This is a genomic window from Butyrivibrio sp. NC3005 (assembly GCF_000424545.1).
Lineage (GTDB): Bacteria > Bacillota > Clostridia > Lachnospirales > Lachnospiraceae > Butyrivibrio.
On sequence record NZ_AUKC01000022.1, the window covers coordinates 40,723 to 60,813 of the forward strand.

Sequence of the window (20,091 nt, forward strand, 5' to 3'; positions counted from 1 at the left end):
GATTTTATGATTACAAATGATGAAGGCATTGTAAGGTTTAAACACATGGTCATGGAGGAAGTCTGTAAACTCGCATGGGCTAATGACCTTAATGAAGAAACCAAGAATGAACTTGTAAAAAAGATTATTCCTGGGCCTAAGGCACAGTTCCGATGCTGTATTTACAAGGAGCGTGAAATTGTAAGAGAAAGAATCAGACTAGCCTGCGCTCTCGATACTACAGACAATGAAGGTTCTGAGAATATTGTACAAGTCATCCACGCAGCTTGTGATGGATGTCCGCTCTCTGCATACTCTGTTACAGATAACTGTCGTTTCTGTATGGGTAAAGCATGTATCAATTCCTGTAAATTTGGAGCTATAACTCCTGGTGAAACACGTATGCACATTGATTCTGATAAATGTAAAGAGTGCGGTATGTGTGCAAGCGCATGTCCTTATTCAGCAATCGTTCATCTCGAACGACCATGCAAAAAAGTATGCCCTGTTAACGCTATTACTTATGACGAAAATGGTATCTGCAAAATTGACGAAGATAAGTGTATCAACTGCGGTCATTGCATACACAGTTGTCCATTTGGCGCTATAGGTTCAAAGTCTTATCTTGTACCTATTATTGAAAATATTCTTGCCGGCAAAAAAGTGTTCGCCATGGTAGCTCCTGCTATTGAAGGACAATTTGGTGAAGATATTGATATGACTTCAATAAGAGCTGCCCTCAAAAAACTCGGTTTCACTGACATGGTAGAAGTTGGTCTTGGCGGTGATATGACCGCTGCATTCGAATCCTTAGAGTGGAGCGATGCATTCAAAGAAGGACGTAAGATGACAACTTCCTGTTGCCCGGCTTTCATTAATATGCTCAGAAAACACTTCCCTGATCAGTTCAAGGAAAATATGTCCACAACAGTTTCACCTATGTGTGCTATTTCACGTTATCTTAAAGTATTGTATCCTGACTGCGTAACTGTCTTCATCGGACCTTGTATTGCAAAGAAATCCGAAGCAGCAGATCCAACAGTACCAGGAAATGCTGATTATGTAATTACATTTGGTGAATTCAGAGTTCTTCTCCGATCAAAGGGAGTTGAACTTGTTCATGTCGATGAGGAAAACTATCAGGAATCATCTATCTTTGGTAAGAGATTCGCTTCTAGCGGCGGTGTTGCAAATGCAGTTATCGAATGTATGCACGAACGCGGCGAAAATACTGATGAAATCAAACTTCATCGTGCGGCAGGCGGAATGGATTGCAAAAAGGCACTTCTCCTTCTTAAAGCCGGTAAACTTCCAGCTGACTTTATCGAAGGAATGGTATGCCCTGGTGGTTGCGTAGGCGGCCCTTCCAAACACAAAACCGAACAGGAAATCATGCGTGCTAGATCTGCTCTTCTTTCAAAAGCAGACGATAGAAAGATTATTAAAAATCTTAAAAATTATCCTATGGATAAATTCTCTATGCATAGAAATGGCGAATTAGAACCAGAGATGCTTGAAAGAGTTATGAAAACTACGGAAGACTAAATACTACCAGTATATAAATCCAGTATAATTAGCTTTCTATAGTTGGATAATTATTCTACACAAATCATCTTAAATTTAAAGATATTTACTAGAAAACAGGCTTCCACTGTTAGGTAGAAGCCTGTTTTTATATACATTTTATGCTACTTATTATCTTTTAACGCTAGGATTACTTTGATACTGAATCTGAGTCACCATATACCTTTTTCCAAGCAGATGTTCTCTCATCCATAATAGCCTGTCCGCCAGCTCCAAGATAGTCTTTTACACCAGATTCCCATGTGCTGTCAAACTTGTCAGCTGCTGCGCTTACAGAAGTATCATAAATCTGATCACGCTTACTGGAAAGTGCTTCACCCATTCCGCTCTCAGCTGAAATGGCACCAACCTTTACACTTACACCTGGACGATTATCAGTTTTTGCAACTTTATCAGCGCGCTCTACGAGTTCAGGTTTAATGCCTGAGTAGCTGTATGCAAGTGAAAGTGCTGTCTTATCTTTATCTTTCAGATTAAGACCATTACATGTAATAGTATAGTCAATATTAAGTGATGAATTCTGAATTGTATTGTCTGTTGTTGCCTGAATCTGAACTGCACCATTATCAAGTGTCTTGTGAGTTACACCTTCGTCGCCAATCTGGAGATATTCAATTGTTTCAGGATCACTTATGAAATCAAGATAAAGAAGCGAAGCAAGTACTTCCTTGTTTGTTGAAGGGAAGAATACCTTACGATCGATAGGCGCGGAAACCCACTTTGTATGGGTTCCATCTTTATCTTCAAATGGATCGATAGCTATATACTCTGCTTCTTTTCCAACGTTTCTTTCAAGGTTGGCTTCAATACTGTCTTCACCATTTCTATAAGGATAATCCCAGTTGTGTGAAAATGCACCAACATAACCTGCTTTCATCATATCATCTTCTGTTGAGTCACCTGCTGCATACAGAGCAAAATCCTTCCACAAAAGATCTTCATTATACCACTTGTTAAGAAGTTTTATAGCATCTTTTGTACCATTTTGTGTGAGCTTTCTATCATCAAAGCCATTAATATAGCTTTCTTTATCTGTCATCTTAGGATCAAGGCAAGATTCAATTAGTGTAGCAGCTCTCCAACCTACATCAAAGCTCACTGAATATGGAACCATTTTGTCAGCATTTTTTCCAAGAAGCTTATCTGCGTTATCTCTGAATGCGCAAATTACCTTATAGAACTCTTCTTTAGTTGTTGGTTCCTTTAAATTGAGCTTATCAAGCCAGTCCTTACGAATAAAAGTATTGATTCTGTTAAGATTAGCAAGTTTTGCTTCAACAGCCCAGATTTTCTGTGTTTCAGGATCCTGATCATAAGTTATGTTGGTTTCTCCAAGCCAGTTCCAAAGATTAGGAAGATTCTCTTTGTCCATAACCTGACTACTCAAATCTATTACACCACCCATATCTGCATAGGTCTGAATAGTTGCATAATCATATGTTACGCATATATCAGGTGCAGTTCCGCTTGCAAGAAGGTTATTAATCTCCTCAACCTCAGTCCAACGAGGAACTTTAACAAATTCAACTTCAACATTATGCTTTTCGAGCATTCCTTTTTTAATGTAATCTGTCCACGCATTATTGGTAGGATCGGAACCTCCATCATTTCCTCTGTCATATACTTCAACAGTAATGTGACGTGTATCAGCAAACTTTCCATCTGTAAGTTCGCTGCTTGCATTTTCACTACCGGAATCTTTCTTTGCATCTGCACCATTCCCCTGATTAGAACCACATGCAGTCATAGAAAGAAAAGTTGAAGCGATTAGTAAAGCCGATAACATCTTTCTTTTCATAGAACATCCTCCATATATTAAATAATTTTTAATACCCTAAGCGTAACCTTATTCCTTAACTGCTCCGACCATAGTACCGGCAATGAAATACTTCTGAAGCCATGGATAAACACACAAAATCGGAATAGTGGAAAACATAACTATAGCTGCCTTTAAAGACTCAGCCAGTCCTGGAGTTGAAAAACCTTCCTGTGTTGCAACTTCAACGCTGTTAACATTGTTCAAAATATTATACAAAAGAAGCTGAAGCGGATAGAAAATTTCTTTTTTCATATACATAAGTGCATCTGAATATCCATTCCATCTTCCTACTGCATAAAACAGTGCAAGTGTTGCAAGGACAGGTTTTGAAAGTGGCAAATAAATGGACCATAAAATTCTAAAATAAGAAGCTCCATCAATCTCTGCAGATTCTCTAAGGCTATCTGGGATTCCATAGAAAAAGCTTCGCATAATAATCATGTTATATACACTAAGGCAATACGGAATCATCAGTACAAGTGGATTATTTAGCAATCCAAGCTTTTGAATAAGTAAATAGTTTGGTATTGTTCCAGCGTTAAAGAACATCGTAATAGTGATTATAACGTTAATCAATTTTCTTCCACGAAGTTCTTTGAAAATAAGCGGATATGCACATATCGTGGTCATCAAAAGTGATATAAGCATACTCATTATTGTTAAAAACACAGTCCAAAAGAATGAACGAATATACTTCACGTCAGACAAAACAGTTTTGTATGCATCAAAATTCCATCCTTTTGGCCATAGGTACACTTCATGTTTTACAAGTGCATCTGTAGAACTAAGTGAACGAGCTGCCAGATTTATCATTGGTACCAGACAGATAATTGCAACCAGAACACAGATAAAGGCTATAACAAAATCCCCAAAATGTAGTTTATTTCTTCCCATGATATTCCTCTTTCCCTTATAAGTATTAGTAGATTACCAGATGCCTCTCTCTCCCATCTTGCGCGAAATATGATTTGCTGTAAGAAGGAAGAATACTCCGACAACTGACTGGAACAATCCAACTGCAGTAGTCAATGAGAACTGAAGTCCTTTAATACCTCGAGTGTATACATAGGTTGAAATAACATTAGCCCAATCCATAACAAGATTGTTCTGTAATGCATATGGTCTATCAAAACTACTTCCCATAATATTACCAATAGCCATAATAAGAAGAATTACAATTGTCGGCTTAATCCCAGGAAGTGTAATATGCCAGATTCTACTCCATCTACCTGCACCATCAACTTCTGCCGCCTCGTAGAGTTCCTGATTAATTCCGGCAATAGCAGCTAGATAAATTATTGAATTCCATCCAAAACTCTGCCATACACCAAGGAAAATATATGTCCATACCCAATGCGCTGAATCATTTAAAAAAGGAACCGCATCCTTGCCAAATTTAGTCAAAATATTGTTAATCAAACCTGTTGAAGGTGCAAAAAGCTGAAGTGCAAGCCCATAAATAATAACCCATGAAAGGAAATGAGGCATATATGCTACGGTTTGCACTGCTTTTTTAAATCTTGTAAATACTAGCTCGTTAAGAATAATTGCAAATATAATCGGTACAGGGAAACCAATTACAAGATCAAGCAAATTCAAAACAACTGTATTTCGAAGCGCTCTTAAAAAGTCATTATCATTAAAAGCTTGAATAAAATACTGAAATCCGTTTTTCTCTGCAAGCGGCAAAGTCCAGACACTCTCAATAATACTGTACTTTTTAAAAGCAATCTGAACATAAATCATCGGAATGTACTTAAAGATCAAAAGATAAAGCATTGGTATAAATAATAACAGATACAGTTGCCAATACTTTTTTAGATAAACTCCCACTGACTGCTTATTACGAGCAGTCCCAATATCTCCCTTACTCTCCATGATGTAACCTCCTCCAAGGCTTAGATTGTCATGATGATACCAATGTAAGTACTTACAAAAACATTTATAGAACTGCTATAGCTGTACTAATATACTACTTGTTATCGCTTTTATTATCTGCCCAAAAATTGCTTCTTAGTCGTCATTTCTTGCTACTTTTGACATTTTAAACATAAATATGTTATTTGATGCTTTTTTATTGTGCAATAAATGTACATTCCATTTTAGATTTTTTAGTATACATGTCATTTTCATCAAATAACACAAAAAATCCCATCTAATATAGACAAAAGAAATTTATTCTAGTTTCTTTTATCCAACATAAATGGGATTTCTATGCGATAATCTATTTACTTTTTAATAAATCTTTCTACCCTTTTCATCTTCAATACCGCTCTTGCGATAGAAATAAGAATTCACTTGGTCACACCATTCTCTAGCATTTGCAACCTGAAGGTTCATTCTTCCTGATACTCTATCATAAACAGATTGATCAAGCTCATCTTTGATACCTTCTAAATTTTTCTGCATTTCAAGTACTCTTTCATATCCTTCAAAATGAGTATCATAGATATGCTGAATAAGAGTTTTGCCACTATGAAGCTTATGAGTATATGGTAAGTGGTGGAAGAACAAAACAAGTTCTTCAGGACATTTGTTAACATCTGCAAAGATTGATGCATTTGGTTCAAAATACTGTGATACATAACCTGTTCCATTTTCTGTTCTATCTACACCAATTCCTAGATGATCAGCTCTATGATAAGTACCCCATCTTGAATACTCATATCCATCTACACTGCAACCATAATGAGTCTGAGGTGTTACCATCCAGCCAATTCCCAAAGGACTTGTATATTCTTCATAGATTTCTCTGGAATTCATCAATATATTTACAATTACATCCTCAGCTTCTTTGCTCACATTAAATGTAAGTTTAACCCATTCTCTGGCAATTTCTTCTGCGGAAAGCTCTGTATTAAAGGCAAGTCTTCCAAAGCCATACAGGTTTGCAGCAGCCATATCATTTCCAGTCCAGTTCTCATCATCGCCTGTATTAGTAACGGCACTAAAACCACAACAAGTGTTTCCGAATGTTCTTCCACTTACAACGTCTGCCACTGTATCGCACTCATCTTTGCAATAAGTTCTGAAGTTAAGAATTTCCTTAAACATCGGAATAAGATAACAAATATCAATCTGATGACCCGTGTATTCCTGAGCAATCTGCACTTCGAGCATCTCATTAGTACTACTCAGCGCACCGAACAATGGAGAAACTGGTTCACGAATCTGGAAATCCATAGGTCCGTTTTTAATCTGCAAAACAACATTTTCATGATAGTTGCCATCACTTGGTTTGAAGTTGTCATAGGCAGCTCTTGCTCTATCTGTCTTAGTATCTCTCCAGTCCTGAGTGCAGTTATATACAAAACATCTCCAAATGATGGTAGCATCATATTCTTTCACGATATCTGCAAGCATATTCGCACCTTCAGCCTGAGTTCTTCCATATGTAAATGGACCTGGTCTTCCTTCAGAATCAGCTTTTACAAGAAAGCCACCAAGGTTAGGAATATGATTAAAAACTTCCCAAACCTTATTCTTCCACCACAAAATTACATTCTCATCAAGCGGATCACAGCTGTCCATTCCGCCCATCTCGATGGGAGCAGCAAAATTAAGACTAAGATAAAGAGAAATGCCATAGCTTCCGAATATCTCTGCAAGTTTTTTTACATTAAGGTAATAGCGCTCACTTATAAGATACGTAGCTGCGCCCTTTACATTGACATTATTAATAACAACACCATTGATACCTACGCTGGCAATCATTCTTGCATAATCTACAATTCTGCTTCCAGTCATTATCTTTCCATTCTTAAAAAAGAAAGATTCACCTGAATAACCACGTTCAATTGAACCATCCATATTATCCCAATGATTTAGCATACGCAAAGGATTTGATGGCTCACACAGTTCATCTGCTTTACGCTCTTTTTGCATTGCAACATTTCTTAAAAGCGCAAATACACCATAAAGCATACCATTTTCATCTGGAGCTGAAATTGTAATTCTCTTTCCATTATCCTGATATCTGTAGCCCTGTTTTTTAATACTGTCATCTTTTTTAATCACGACAGCATTCTCTTCTTCAATCTCCCCGCCAGCATTAGAAATAATCTTCACAGAAACCTTAATCATTTGTTTAAGGCCATGTGTAAGTTCTTTAATAGCATTAGCGCAAATACTCTCATCTTCTAAAAAGCCTTCAAGATAAACCTTTCCAACGGACTTTGAATATAATTCATCAGCCTTTTTGACATTAACTTTATGATATCCAAGCCAAAGATCTGTCCAGTTTTTCATACCATACCTCATTCCTAAAATTAATACTGCTGGCTTATTAACTGTATTCAGCCAGCAGTATAGTTTTTATAAATTTTGGGTGAACTTTCTTATATACATATTTACTTTGATACTATCAGTAAATATAAGTTCAAAATTAAAGCTTTTCATTATAAGCTCAATATTAGTCAACAACTGCCTCGAAGCGTAAAACTTCACGACCAAGAAGCTTTTTACTTCTTTCATCTGGCTGCTGACCTCCGACAAAGATTGTAACCTTTCCAGGATTTACATGGAAAGTACCTTCTTCATCGTAGAGACCAAAAGCTTTCTTTGGAAGGTGAAGAACTTTTTCTCCAACTTCTCCTGCCTTAACAGAAACCTTAGCAAAAGCCTTAAGCTGCCAATTAAGAGTATCGTCATCTTCTCTCTTAACATAAATCTGAACAGCCTCTGCTCCATCCATCTTTCCTGTATTCTTAACACTTACTGCAATATCAATACCATCTTCTCCAACATGATCAGAAGAAAGCTTGGCACTGATATCAAAATTAGTGTAAGAAAGTCCAAATCCGAATGGATAAAGAGCTTCGTTACGCATATATCTATATGTTCTGCCTTCCATTGAGTAATCAGTAAACTCAGGAAGTTCCTCAGCTGAACGATAGAATGTTACAGGAAGCTTTCCTTCTGGATTCTTATCACCAAAAAGAATCTCAGCAATAGCCTTTCCGCCCTGAGCACCTGGATACCAAGCCTGAAGAATTGCAGCAACATGATCATCTGCCCAGTTAACAGACATAGCACTACCTGTCATGAGTACGAGGATAACAGGCTTTCCTGAAGCATAGCAGGTTTCAAGAACTTCTTCCTGAAGTCCAACAAGATTAAGATTTATCTTGTCGCCACCAGCATACTCGTTACCTGTATCTCCCTCTTCACCTTCAATTTCAGCATCAAGACCAAGACAGCATACAACAACATCACTTGCTTCGCAAACGCCCTTAACCTCAGAGATTCTATCATCACCCTGGCTAAGTCCGCTGACTCTGTCTTTCCACAAATGACATGCTTCAGAGTAAAGAACTCTAACATCATCTCCAACATAGTCTTCTATACCTTCAAGTACAGTAACATATCTTGAAGCAGTTCCTTCATAGTTACCAACAAGAGCCTTACGGCTGTCAGCATTAGGTCCAACAACACCGATTGTGTGAATCTTATTCTTATCAAGAGGAAGGAAGTTATTCTCGTTCTTGAGCATAACGATACACTTTTCACTTGTCTTTAAGTTAAGCTCACGCATCTTAGCACTATCAACAACAGTGTATGGAATATTATCAAATGGAGTAGCACCTTCTCCATCAAACATTCCAAGCTTCATACGGCATGTGAACAGGTATGTCAACGCCTCATCAAGACGCTGCTCTGAAACCTTGCCTTCTTCTACTGCCTGCTTAAGATATACGAACAAATCACCACAGTTAATATCGCAGCCATTGTTCATAGCCATAGAAACTGACTCAACTTCATTGGACGTAACCATATGACCTGTATGGAAGTCTCTGATAGCCCAACAGTCAGATGTTACATGGCCCTTGAATCCCCACATATCACGAAGAATATCCTGTAAAAGAGTCTTGGAACCACAGCAAGGCTCTCCATTTGTACGGTTATAAGCACCCATTACAGCTTCAACCTTTGCTTCTTTTACGCAGGCTTCAAATGCTGGAAGATATGTTTCCCACAAATCTCTCTTTGAACATGTAGCATTGAACTTATGACGAAGAAGTTCAGGACCGGAGTGAACAGCAAAGTGCTTTGCACAAGCTGCAACCTTAAGGTAATTCTCGTCATGTCCCTGAAGACCTTCAACATAGCGAACACCCATACGAGTTGTAAGATAAGGATCTTCACCAAAAGTCTCCTGACCTCTTCCCCATCTTGGATCACGGAAAATATTTACATTAGGAGACCAGAATGTAAGTCCCTTATAAATATCTGTATCATTGTACTTCTGCTGCATATTATATTTTGCTCTAGCTTCTGTAGAAACTGCATCTGCAACTTCCTCAGCCAAATCTTCATCAAATGTGGCAGCAAGACCAATTGCCTGTGGGAAAACTGTAGCCACACCAGCTCTTGCAACACCGTGAAGACCTTCATTCCACCAATCATATGCCTTGATACCAAGACGTTCAATAGCTGCTGCGTGGTTAAGTGTCTGAGAAACTTTCTCATCAAGAGTCATCTTGGATACAAGTTCTCTTGCTCTATCTTCGTATTCTTTCTGTTTTTTGTCGTTATGAATAAGTTCCATCTAATTTAATATTCCTTTCTTAACTACTAAATTGTTTGTTACATTTTTTAAAACTGCATACTTCCACAGTAACGTCCCTATTTAGTTTGTTTTACTATTTGCCCATTGCTCAAAAATAGCAATTCCTGAGCAGGTTCTTTCACCATATGAAAGTCCCATATGTTTGGTTATAAAAACAGCTTTTTACTGCCAAAAACACAAAACAAGCAACACAATGCCTAATCGACCAAAATAAATTTTAGTAATAATTCATTTTTGACCATACAAATATACTATGATAAAATCTATCTTATATCTTATTGTTTTTTGCTTTTGAGTATTCAATATTTGCTATTTTTTGGGGAGATACGAAAACAAATGATTCCTATATTAGAACATGGAAGAGAAACTGTTTCATATGATATTTTTCAGGGTATACGTCTTTATCACAACAAAGAAAATGAATCTTATCCGTTTCATTGGCATACAGCGGTTGAAATCATCGCACCAATCGAAAATGAATATACGGTCATAATTGATTCTCATCAATACATTTTAAACCCAGGTGACATTGGAGTAATACTTCCTGGAACACTCCACGAACTTATTGCTCCAGAACATGGCAAACGATGGATTCTAATGTTTGATTATAGTCTGATGGGAAACGTCAGTTCACTTGAAACACTTATTCACTCTCTTGGGCCTTTTTGTGACATCAGGAAAGACCAGGATAAAGAATTAAACGAAAAGTTATGGGGGTACATCCATAGAATCATTGATGAATACGAGAACAATGTTCCATTTGCGGGCGCATGTCTATACTCTCTTTTAATACGATTCCTCGTTTCTGTAGGACGTATTAATCTAGAAAAAAGGCAGAATTTTTCTAAAAAAAGTTCTGATAAGAGAAACGAATACATCGGTAAATTCATGGATATCTGCAATTACATATCTCAACATTGTACAGAAGACATATCACCGGATCTTCTTGCAGAAATGAGTGGTTTCTCAAAATTCCATTTCGCAAGACTGTTTAAAAAGTTCACAAATATGTCTGTGCATGAGTACGTAACAGAACAAAGGATAATGGTGGCAGAAAGACTACTAAGAGAGCCTGATTTATCGATAGTAGATGTGGCTATGAAATCCGGATTCAATTCGCTTTCAACCTTCAACAGAATTTTCAGAGCATCCAAAAACTGCTCTCCTTCTGATTATAGACAGATGAATAAAGAAAATGGCTTTACATCAAAGCATAGCGGGGAGCTAAAGCGAAAAAACTCAGTAAATTTTGGGTAATGCTTAAAAAGGACTGTGAAAAATCTTAATTTTTCACAGTCCTTTTCTGTAATTAAAAATATTAATTGCTACATTTAGTAGATTGCTTTGTTATTTAACACTTATTTCTTAAAGAACCTAAACTCTTTCAAATCAAATAAACTACCCGGCAAGAACAGTAAAGTCACCATATCAAATCTGCTATAGTCATCAGCAGGAAGCTTAAATACTCTTTCTTCCCAGCCGCTTGTTTTATCAAACTCTAATACATGTTTAATCTCGTCTTCGCCGTTTTCCCTGGAAAATCTCAAATGAATAGTATTATGAATATCACATCTTCCGAGAATCTTTATCGAGATTTCACCATTTTCTGTATTATACATATCTTTATAAGCAAATGACACATTATTGCCAATGCCTATTGCGCCTTCATTTGTCATCTCGTAAGAATCGCCATATATTTCATCAGCCAAATTCGGAGTCAACCTCATCCACATCTTTTCAGGCTTTTTGAACGAAAAGCCCTTTATATGCAGCTTATTATAGAGTTTAAAACTTAACGTCTTTATCCCTGTAAGTGAATATGGAAGTTTCCATACTGCATCCTGATAAACATTCCAGATTGGCTTTTTTTCATAATAGAAAGTCCCCAAAAGCTTGGATTCCTCGCATCCTGGTATTCCTTCAAAGATATCTATCTGCTGCCTTTCATCGTTTAATGCAAATATCGGTATCGTAATCTCATCAGAACCAATCTTTCCAAAATCGATATTTTCAAAGCTTACAACCGTTTCACCATCTCTCGCAGTTGCAAATCCCTTCTCATTTCCGTTGGCAACCTCTCCGATAGAAGAAGAATATTCAATACCATAAACAAATTCATACGGATTGACGCAGCCTTTTCCAACACCCTCCACAGTATACTCCAGCATTGAAATTGAATACACCTTATCGTCAGAATCTCTAAGCAAGCATCTTAGAATAAACTCTCCATCGCCTCTTGCTGTCATAATACATTCATTTCCAGAGACATTAATATCAACGAGATTTGATTTAACACCCTTTTTGGTAACTGCCTCAAAGACAATATCCTTATATTCTCCATTTAAAGGATGAATCATAGCTTCTGCCTTCAGAACCTTTTTATCAGCAGTAAATAAACATCCACCAAGTGCTTTAAGTTCTACTTTTCTTGCAGGTACTTTGCCATATGAAGCAACATTAACTTTCACGTCGGCTTTAACATCTGTAACTTTTACAATAGCAAGAAGCTTCCCATAAAAAAGCTTTCTAATGTTACCCTTGTACTCATCTTCATCAGTACTATCGCCATTATCAAGACCTACAAGAATACCATTCTCAACACTTACCTTGACCTTATCACAAGCGTTCTCTACAACATTTCCATCTTCATCGATAGCTTCAATGTCATAGAATAAAAGGCCATTTTCTTTTAACTCAATTGGCAAATCTTCTTTTGTTACTCTAAATGACTTTGTGTCTGAAAAAGACTTTTTCTCACAAAAAGCTTTCTCTACTCCGTTTTCATCATAGCAGACCGCACGAAGAACACCTTTTTTGTAAGGAATCCTATAATCGGCTATAAGATGATTCCCACTATTTACAGCATGGCTTAATTTCTGCCTTCCAAAACTTTCTCCATTACAAAAAAGTTCAACAAAAGCAAGATTAGAGCAAACTCTGACATCAATCATCTGATTCTCATTAAAATCCCAATACGGAAAAATATGCACCATCGGATGTTCATCACTACTAGTCCATGCTGACTGCCATACATAGTAAGCATCCTTAGGAAATCCTGCTGTATCAATCTGACCAAAATACGAATTCTTGGTATGATAAGGGGTTGGCTCTCCTATATAATCAAATCCAGTCCACAGAAACTGTCCCATAGAATATGGAATATCCCTGTCAACACAAGCGCAAGCCTCATAACTCCTTGCTCCCCAACTGGTAATGCTGTTACCAAGCGATGAACACTGATAGTCAACTTCTGATAAAATACCTGCAGAAAGTGGAAAATGATACACACCTCTACTCTGTACAATCGAACTAGTCTCACTTCCATAAATGCACCAGTCGGGATGCTGCCTATGATGTTCTTCATAATACTTTTCTGAATAATTGTATCCGGCTATTTTCAAAACGTCAGCGCACTTTTGAGCATTTTCCCACGGCATATAGTTAGAACCTATTGTAGCCTTGGCATTTTGCAAAGGATCATACTTATGAACAAGACTTACTAAATCTTTGGTTATCTCCACACCTCTTGTACTTGCATGCGTGTCATAGATTTCATTACCAATACTCCAAAGAATTACGGATACATGATTTCTATCTCTCTTTATCCAGCTTTCAACATCTTTTTTATGCCACTTTTGGAAAAATCTTGCATAATCATACTCAGTCTTTGGACTTTCCCACATATCAAAAGCCTCAGAAACAAGCATAAAGCCCATTTCATCAGCAAGTTCTAATACATTCTCTGCTGCCATATTGTGAGTTAGACGGATTGCATTTGCCCCCATTTTTTTGAGCATAATCATCTTACGGCGCATAGCATCAGTGTGATATGCACTTCCGAGAGCTCCAAGATCATGATGTTCGCATACGCCGTTAAGTTTAATGTGTCTTCCGTTTAAAAAGAATCCTTTATCAGTGGTACATACAGCATGTTTGAAGCCTATTTTTAGATTTCTTTTCTGTATAACATCTTCTCCTACTGACAATCTTACTTCTAAAGAATATAAAAAAGGACTTCTAACATCCCAAAGTTTTGGCTTTTCTACAAGAAAGTATTCTGCATTTTCCAGTTTTTCACAACAATCATCTTCAACTGGAAAAGTATTCTTTACTCTTACATCGTCACAACTTATTGCATGGAGCTTTTCTCCATTTAAGAAGTAAGATACAGAATAATCCTTGTCTTTCCCCTTAACATCAGTGCTTATTCTAAGCAAGAAATCATTTTCCCTATCAGTAGAAAAAGAATTGTTAAGAACTCTTGGAACCACATATACACCATTTACAGGAATGTATGTTTTTTCATATACATGCAGCGTCACATCTCTGTAAATACCCGCTCCTGAATACCATCTACTGTTGGGCGATTTATGACATACACTAACTACAAGCAGATTTTCTCCTCTAATAAGAAAATCTGTTAAATCTACAGTAAATGAAGAGTATCCATATTTCCATTCAAAGATACATCTTCCATTTAAATACACCTTACTGTCCATATAGACTCCATCAAAAGACACGAATACCTTCTTATCTTCGGAATCCAACGTAAACTTCTTGTAATAGTAACCCGAACTGTCTCTGTATAACCTTTTTACATCATAGATGAGATAATCGTGAGGAATCTCCACACTTTCAAATTCATCTATTTTTTTAACAGCGTCTTCGTAGACAGTATCAACCGGAAACTCCTTGAATTTCCAACCATCATTCCACAATAAATCCATAAAGCTATACCCCCTAAGATTCTTGTAACCCTACTTTTTTGAATTCTTTGCCTTATTCTTGGTAACTGATGTCACTTTTTAATTCTATTTTTATTACTTTTTCTTATAACTCCATTCTGAAAGGAGCCATAGGAAGACCTTCCTCGTTATATATAAGCGCACCTGTATTAGTCGCATGATTAACATACAAAATCTTTCCAGGTCTTTCGACGCATTCAATAGGACATAAAATTATAGTATTTCCTTTAATAATGCATCTGGCTACAAACTTATGCCCTGATTTGTCTATAACATCAAAGTCATTAACCTCGCCATCAGCAATTATTTTGCCGTCACAATGGTCTAATTCCAATTTAATCAGATATCTGGAATCATATTTTGTAAATACATCATCAACATCAGTCACTTTCCCCTTATTATCTCTAAAAACAACAAAAGCCTTACTTACAACCGGTCCTGAATATTCAATGTTCTTCTCAGGATATAAGAAATGAAGCGCAAGTCTTGACAATCTCTCTCCCACCGGCTGTTTATTCATAGGATGAAGATCGTTATCTTCGCCCAGATCAATAGCACATACCATAGCGGTATTTGGAATTTTCTCCAAGATTTGTCTTTGCTGCTCACGAATATCGGTCCAAGTATCTTCTGGTTTTAAATCAGCGACAAAGTTTGGAAGCTGCACGAACAAATACGGAAGAGATTCATCACCCCACGCCTTACGATACCCCTCTATCTGGCGTCTGGATAATTCAAAATATTCATCCGCTTCATCCGCATTAGACTCTCCCTGATACCATACAATAGCACCAATTGAATATGGAGTGACAGGTGCTGTCATTCCATTGTACAAACCTGTCGGTTTCCAGTTAATAAAGTCTGTAGGCAGAATTCTTGTTGTTTTAGCTCCAATTTCATAGCTCCACAAACCTCTTAAATCCATTTCATACTCATCGTTCCAAAGATAAATTTTCTTGCCAGGTGTAATACGTCCATCACCGTTTTCTACTACAACTCTGATAAGAATCGAGTTTTTTCCTTCACATAAGTATTCATGGTTAACTTCATATTTTCTAGGAGGATACTGATAAAAAGTCTCTCCAACCTTGTGTCCATTAACCCATACAGTATCACTGTCTGTTATAGTTCCAAGCCATAAATGATAATCATCAGATGATAACTTATCATCCATATTAAATTCATGATAAAGCCATACACTTCCACAAAAATTTTTCAATTCGCTATCTCTGAAATACCCAGGAACTACAAGCTTCTTACTATTCTGACTGAAATATCCTTCAACATTTTCACCTGCAAGTACTTTTGTCAAAATCTCATCTCTAGAGTCAAGATCTTCATGCCATTTTGCAGAATTTGAAAGATTCTTACTTACTTGTTTCTCAACAAAACTCTTATCAGCATACATATCAGCTAGCTCTAAGAGTTTGTCATAACCACTAAGCATATCCCTGCTCATCCAGCTAGTTATCTTACTGCCTCCAAGACTTGAATGAATAAGACCTATTGGCACATTTGTCTCTTTGTAAAGAGCCCTTGCCATAAAATACGCTGAAGCAGAGAAATTCATAATAGTATCTTTTGACGGCTTAACCCATTCACCAGTCTGTGTATCGAATTCCTCTTTGGCAAAATTAGTGTATTCTGCAATCTTAAAATATCTTATATCATCACAATCACAAGTTTCAGGAACCTCTTTATAGTTGTCTTTAACTCTCTCTATCATCAAATCCATGTTGGATTGTCCGCTGCAAAAAAATACATCTCCAACACAAATATCTTTTATTTCTCTAACAGTTGTATTCTCATTATCAGAAGCTTCAAGTGTTAGCTCATATCCTTTTCCAGCAAGAAGCGGTACAAAATAGAAATGAAAGAAACCATCACCATCAGATTTTACAGTTTGTGTCTCTTTATCATCATTTCCAGAAAGAGTAGCACTAATCTCAGAAAACTTTTCAGTCACTCCCCAGATATGAATTGTCTTTTTCTGCTGAAAAACCATCCCATCGCTGAATAATCTGGGCATATTAATAGTACGCATTACAACTCCTCCATTACATTTTTTAATGTATTTATAACTTCAATTATATCTTGTCTTGTATTCTCTCTACCAAGCGAAAATCTTATAGCACCTTTGGCCATAGCATCAGTTTTGCCAATTGCTTTTAATACATGCGAAGAGGTATTTTGGCCTTCTTTGCAGGCTGAGCCATTAGATACGCAAATCCCCTTCATATCGAGAAGAATTCTTAACTTCTCTCCATTTAAACCTTCAAAGCTAACATTAAGATTGCCGGGAAGCCTGTTCTCCATACTTCCATTTATACTGATTTTAAATTCCGTTTCCAGCTTATCTAATAGAAAACCGCTTAACTCTTGCAAATACTCACTTTCAGTCTGCATGTTTCTTGTCGCAAGTTCTGCCGCTTCACCCATACCTACAATTCCCGGAACATTCTCTGTCCCAGAACGAAGTCCCATTTCCTGACCACCTCCATGAATAAGCGGCATCACATTAGATGAAGCCATAAGGAGTTTATCTTGAATCCGAGAAGAAATATACAAAAAACCAACGCCCTTTGGACCATAAAACTTGTGCGAAGACGCGCTAAGCATATCTATCTTCATAGAATTTACATCCATCTTCATATGACCAAAAGCTTGAACTGCATCAGTGTGAAAGAACACCTTTTTACTCCTACACACTTTTCCAATTTCAGCTAAAGGCTGAATCGTACCAATCTCGTTGTTGGCAGACATTATACTAACTAGAATCGTATCGTTTCTAATTGCTTTTTCTATTCTTTCTGCTGAAATAAAACCACCCTCATCAGGATCTATAAAAGTTATCTCATAACCCTGTTTTGCCAGAAAATGACATGTCTGCAAAATTGCAGGATGTTCAATAGAAGAAGTTATGATATGCCTTCCCTTACTCGCAAAACTATAAGCCATACTTTCAAGAGCCCACGTGTCACTTTCTGAACCCCCACTTGTAAAAAAAATCTCATTTGCATCACAGCCAATAGCACTTGCAAGCTGTTTTCTACTATTGTAAACAGCTGTTGCCGCCTCGTGCCCCATCCTATGACCACTACCAGGATTCCCATAGTGCTCGCAGAAATAAGGAAGCATCTTTTGTAATACTCTTTTGTCTACAGCAGTTGTCGCTGCATGATCTAAATAAATCATTTCTTTTCTCCAAAAAACAAAAATATCCCTCTATGTATTATAGAAGGATATTTTCAGCTATTACAGTCTTTTTGTGACAATTTCTACTCATTTTTGGGCAAGAAAGCACCAATGCCCACAGGAAGTTTTGCTGTAAAATATTCCAGCCACCAAAACTAGGCTAACTAGAATTAAACAACAATAAAATTCACTTTTAAATCATCAAGTTCTGCGCTTGCATCCAAGCATACATCCGTAAGCGCATCAAAATATTCACCTAAAGCATTTCTTGATTGTTCTGAATAAAAAAAGAAAATAACCTTATGCTCTCCTTTTTCCGTTAAAACATCATATAACGCATCCAAGTTGTCTCCATAATAGTCCGGCGCATCCAGCGATTTCCTCAAAACCTTGTGAAGTTCCTCTCTAGAACCAACACCTGTAATATCAATATTAATCAAATTTTCCATTTGTTATTTCCTCAAAAGTTTTGTAGTGGTCAGATGTATAGTATATAAGTCCATCATTTGAAAAAATAATTCTCTTACTGCCCCTCTTTGCTGCATTAAGAGTATCAATATCACACTCATAATAAATACGTCCCTTTTTCTTTGGAAGAAGCCCTTCATAATTACCAAATCTGTCTCCGCCTATGCATTTATTCTTTGCATATTCATCTAGACTTCCTCCACTCCAACCAAGATTTCTAGCTTCTTTCTTGGTAATGAAATTTGATGGAATTTTGTTGTAGGTTTGAATATACCTTGCGACATCCTCTTTTGAAGTGTAGATACCATCTTCTTTAATCGAAGAGGCATTACCAAAAGCCTCCTTGCTGGTAGCCGCTGAGTCTTCATCTGCGTCACTTACACCTTCAGATAAATCTCTTCCAGAATCTGATTCTGAATCTGATTCCTTATCCGAAGCTGAAAGTACCTTAGAATGGTGCCTACCAGCATCACCACCTTGTACAGAATGATCCCTCACAGATATTTCTTTATTATCTAAAATATATGACTTTTCACTCTGAGATAAGTCATTCTGACTTTGCGATTGCAAAGAAGAATTGGAAGTAGAAAAACCGCACCCAATAAGTGATAAAAATAAGGCAAATACTACAACTATTCTTTTTAAAAAAACAAAATACTTTTTCATGCGTTTTTATCCTCAGAACATAACTTATTGTTCCTTCAAAAGTCTTATTATAGCTTTTTTCTGAAAAAAGCCACTCCATTAGCTTCAGCATCTTTGAAAGAAACAAAAAACCGGATACCTGTTCATCCATTCCTTACAAAATTCTTCACGTCTTGCAATAGCACCCCCTCAAATAGATTCTTGCTATTCTTTCTAGCATTGAAGAAATTCTCTATCATACTCATCCATGCATTACGACTTTATTCTATCATATTGAACAAAAAAAAGTAAAAAAGCAAAAGAACCACTTTCTTTTGTGAAGGTGATTATTGTAATAGCAACATTTTCATTATATACACTATCTTCTATTAATTCATGCATTCATAAAGCTAGCGTAATTATCCAAAACCTCTTTAGGTTTCCCTATTTCTTTGATTTCCCCATCATGCATCCACATAACCTGATCGCATAATTCCAATAACGTATCTATATTATGAGAAACAATAATAACCGTTCTATCCTCATCATTTATAAGTTCCTTCATTTTAGCAAGACTCTTCTTCCTAAAACGTTCATCGCCCACACTTAGAACCTCATCTACAAGCATAATATCCGTTTCCAACATGGCGGTTATTGCAAAAGCAAGCTTGGAATGCATACCACTAGAATAAGTTCTAACCGGCCTATCAATAAAGTCTCCAAGTTCAGCAAACTCAATAATCTCGTCCATTTTCTCATGAATCTCGCTCTCCTTAAAACCAAGAAGAAGCCCTGACAAAATAATATTAGCTCTTCCAGTTAAAAGAGGCTTGAAACCTACACCAAGTGCCATAAGAGACACAGAATGACCATGTAAGTGAAGCCTCACACGACTAAAGTCGCGTGCTTCCTATTGCCACAATCTACGTTGTGGTTGCCTTTTAGGGCATCGGACTACGTTTCTGTCCATACGGCTAAAACTCAGTACTTAGTCAACTAATATATTGTCTAAGACCGCATTTAAGCTAATAAGGTCAGCCAACGTGCAGGTGCTTCTCTTAGAGCACTGAGGGACTTTAGCCTCAATGTCCAACCTGTCCGTCACCGAA

The 20,091-nt window shown here is 37.0% G+C and carries 13 protein-coding genes; 2 read left to right on the forward strand and 11 right to left on the reverse strand.

Annotated features, from left to right (window positions below):
- The first annotated feature begins 6 nt into the window (after window positions 1–6).
- Window positions 7–1,524: a 4Fe-4S dicluster domain-containing protein gene (locus tag G634_RS0107275; protein ID WP_026504735.1), complete on the forward strand. Its 1,518-nt coding sequence runs from the start codon at window positions 7–9 to the stop codon at window positions 1,522–1,524.
- Between the two features lie 169 nt (window positions 1,525–1,693).
- Here G634_RS0107275 and G634_RS0107280 read toward each other — a convergent pair whose 3' ends face one another.
- The 5 genes from G634_RS0107280 to G634_RS0107300 form a co-directional block, all read right to left on the reverse strand.
- On the reverse strand, window positions 1,694–3,361 hold the full coding sequence (locus G634_RS0107280; RefSeq protein WP_026504736.1) for an extracellular solute-binding protein: 1,668 nt from the start codon (window positions 3,359–3,361) through the stop codon (window positions 1,694–1,696).
- 48 nt (window positions 3,362–3,409) lie between these two features.
- Complete coding sequence (locus tag G634_RS0107285; protein ID WP_035799278.1) at window positions 3,410–4,276, reverse strand: carbohydrate ABC transporter permease; 867 nt, start codon at window positions 4,274–4,276, stop codon at window positions 3,410–3,412.
- A 33-nt stretch (window positions 4,277–4,309) separates the two neighbouring features.
- Complete coding sequence (locus G634_RS0107290) at window positions 4,310–5,260, reverse strand: ABC transporter permease (RefSeq protein ID WP_035799280.1); 951 nt, start codon at window positions 5,258–5,260, stop codon at window positions 4,310–4,312.
- Window positions 5,261–5,617: 357 nt separating this feature from the next.
- Window positions 5,618–7,630 carry an alpha-glucuronidase family glycosyl hydrolase gene (locus G634_RS0107295; protein ID WP_026504739.1) on the reverse strand — a complete coding sequence of 671 codons (2,013 nt, stop codon included), beginning with the start codon at window positions 7,628–7,630 and terminating at the stop codon, window positions 5,618–5,620.
- A gap of 163 nt (window positions 7,631–7,793) precedes the next feature.
- Entirely contained in the window at window positions 7,794–9,929 is a 2,136-nt protein-coding gene (locus tag G634_RS0107300) for a glycoside hydrolase family 3 C-terminal domain-containing protein (protein ID WP_026504740.1), read from the reverse strand.
- Window positions 9,930–10,286: 357 nt separating this feature from the next.
- On the opposite strand from G634_RS0107300, the gene G634_RS18395 reads away from it, so the two are divergent.
- Window positions 10,287–11,207 (forward strand): AraC family transcriptional regulator, encoded by a 921-nt coding sequence (locus G634_RS18395; RefSeq protein ID WP_051233755.1) that lies wholly within the window; start codon window positions 10,287–10,289, stop codon window positions 11,205–11,207.
- Window positions 11,208–11,308: 101 nt separating this feature from the next.
- Here G634_RS18395 and G634_RS0107310 read toward each other — a convergent pair whose 3' ends face one another.
- The 6 genes from G634_RS0107310 to G634_RS18405 all read right to left on the reverse strand — a co-directional run bounded on the left by G634_RS0107310 (window position 11,309) and on the right by G634_RS18405 (window position 19,871).
- Window positions 11,309–14,677: a glycoside hydrolase family 2 TIM barrel-domain containing protein gene (locus G634_RS0107310; RefSeq protein WP_026504741.1), complete on the reverse strand. Its 3,369-nt coding sequence runs from the start codon at window positions 14,675–14,677 to the stop codon at window positions 11,309–11,311.
- A 103-nt stretch (window positions 14,678–14,780) separates the two neighbouring features.
- On the reverse strand, window positions 14,781–16,739 hold the full coding sequence (locus G634_RS0107315) for a sialate O-acetylesterase (protein ID WP_026504742.1): 1,959 nt from the start codon (window positions 16,737–16,739) through the stop codon (window positions 14,781–14,783).
- On the reverse strand, window positions 16,739–17,890 hold the full coding sequence (locus G634_RS0107320) for a cysteine desulfurase family protein (protein ID WP_035799282.1): 1,152 nt from the start codon (window positions 17,888–17,890) through the stop codon (window positions 16,739–16,741). The genes G634_RS0107315 and G634_RS0107320 overlap by 1 nt, the downstream gene beginning before the upstream one ends.
- Before the next feature lie 170 nt (window positions 17,891–18,060).
- Complete coding sequence (locus tag G634_RS0107325) at window positions 18,061–18,339, reverse strand: barstar family protein (RefSeq protein ID WP_026504744.1); 279 nt, start codon at window positions 18,337–18,339, stop codon at window positions 18,061–18,063.
- Window positions 18,323–19,024: a ribonuclease domain-containing protein gene (locus G634_RS20255; protein ID WP_051233756.1), complete on the reverse strand. Its 702-nt coding sequence runs from the start codon at window positions 19,022–19,024 to the stop codon at window positions 18,323–18,325. The genes G634_RS0107325 and G634_RS20255 overlap by 17 nt, the downstream gene beginning before the upstream one ends.
- A gap of 352 nt (window positions 19,025–19,376) precedes the next feature.
- A complete protein-coding gene (locus G634_RS18405; protein ID WP_330364788.1) occupies window positions 19,377–19,871 on the reverse strand; it encodes an ABC transporter ATP-binding protein in 495 nt (164 codons plus the stop codon).
- Between the last annotated feature and the right edge of the window lie 220 nt (window positions 19,872–20,091).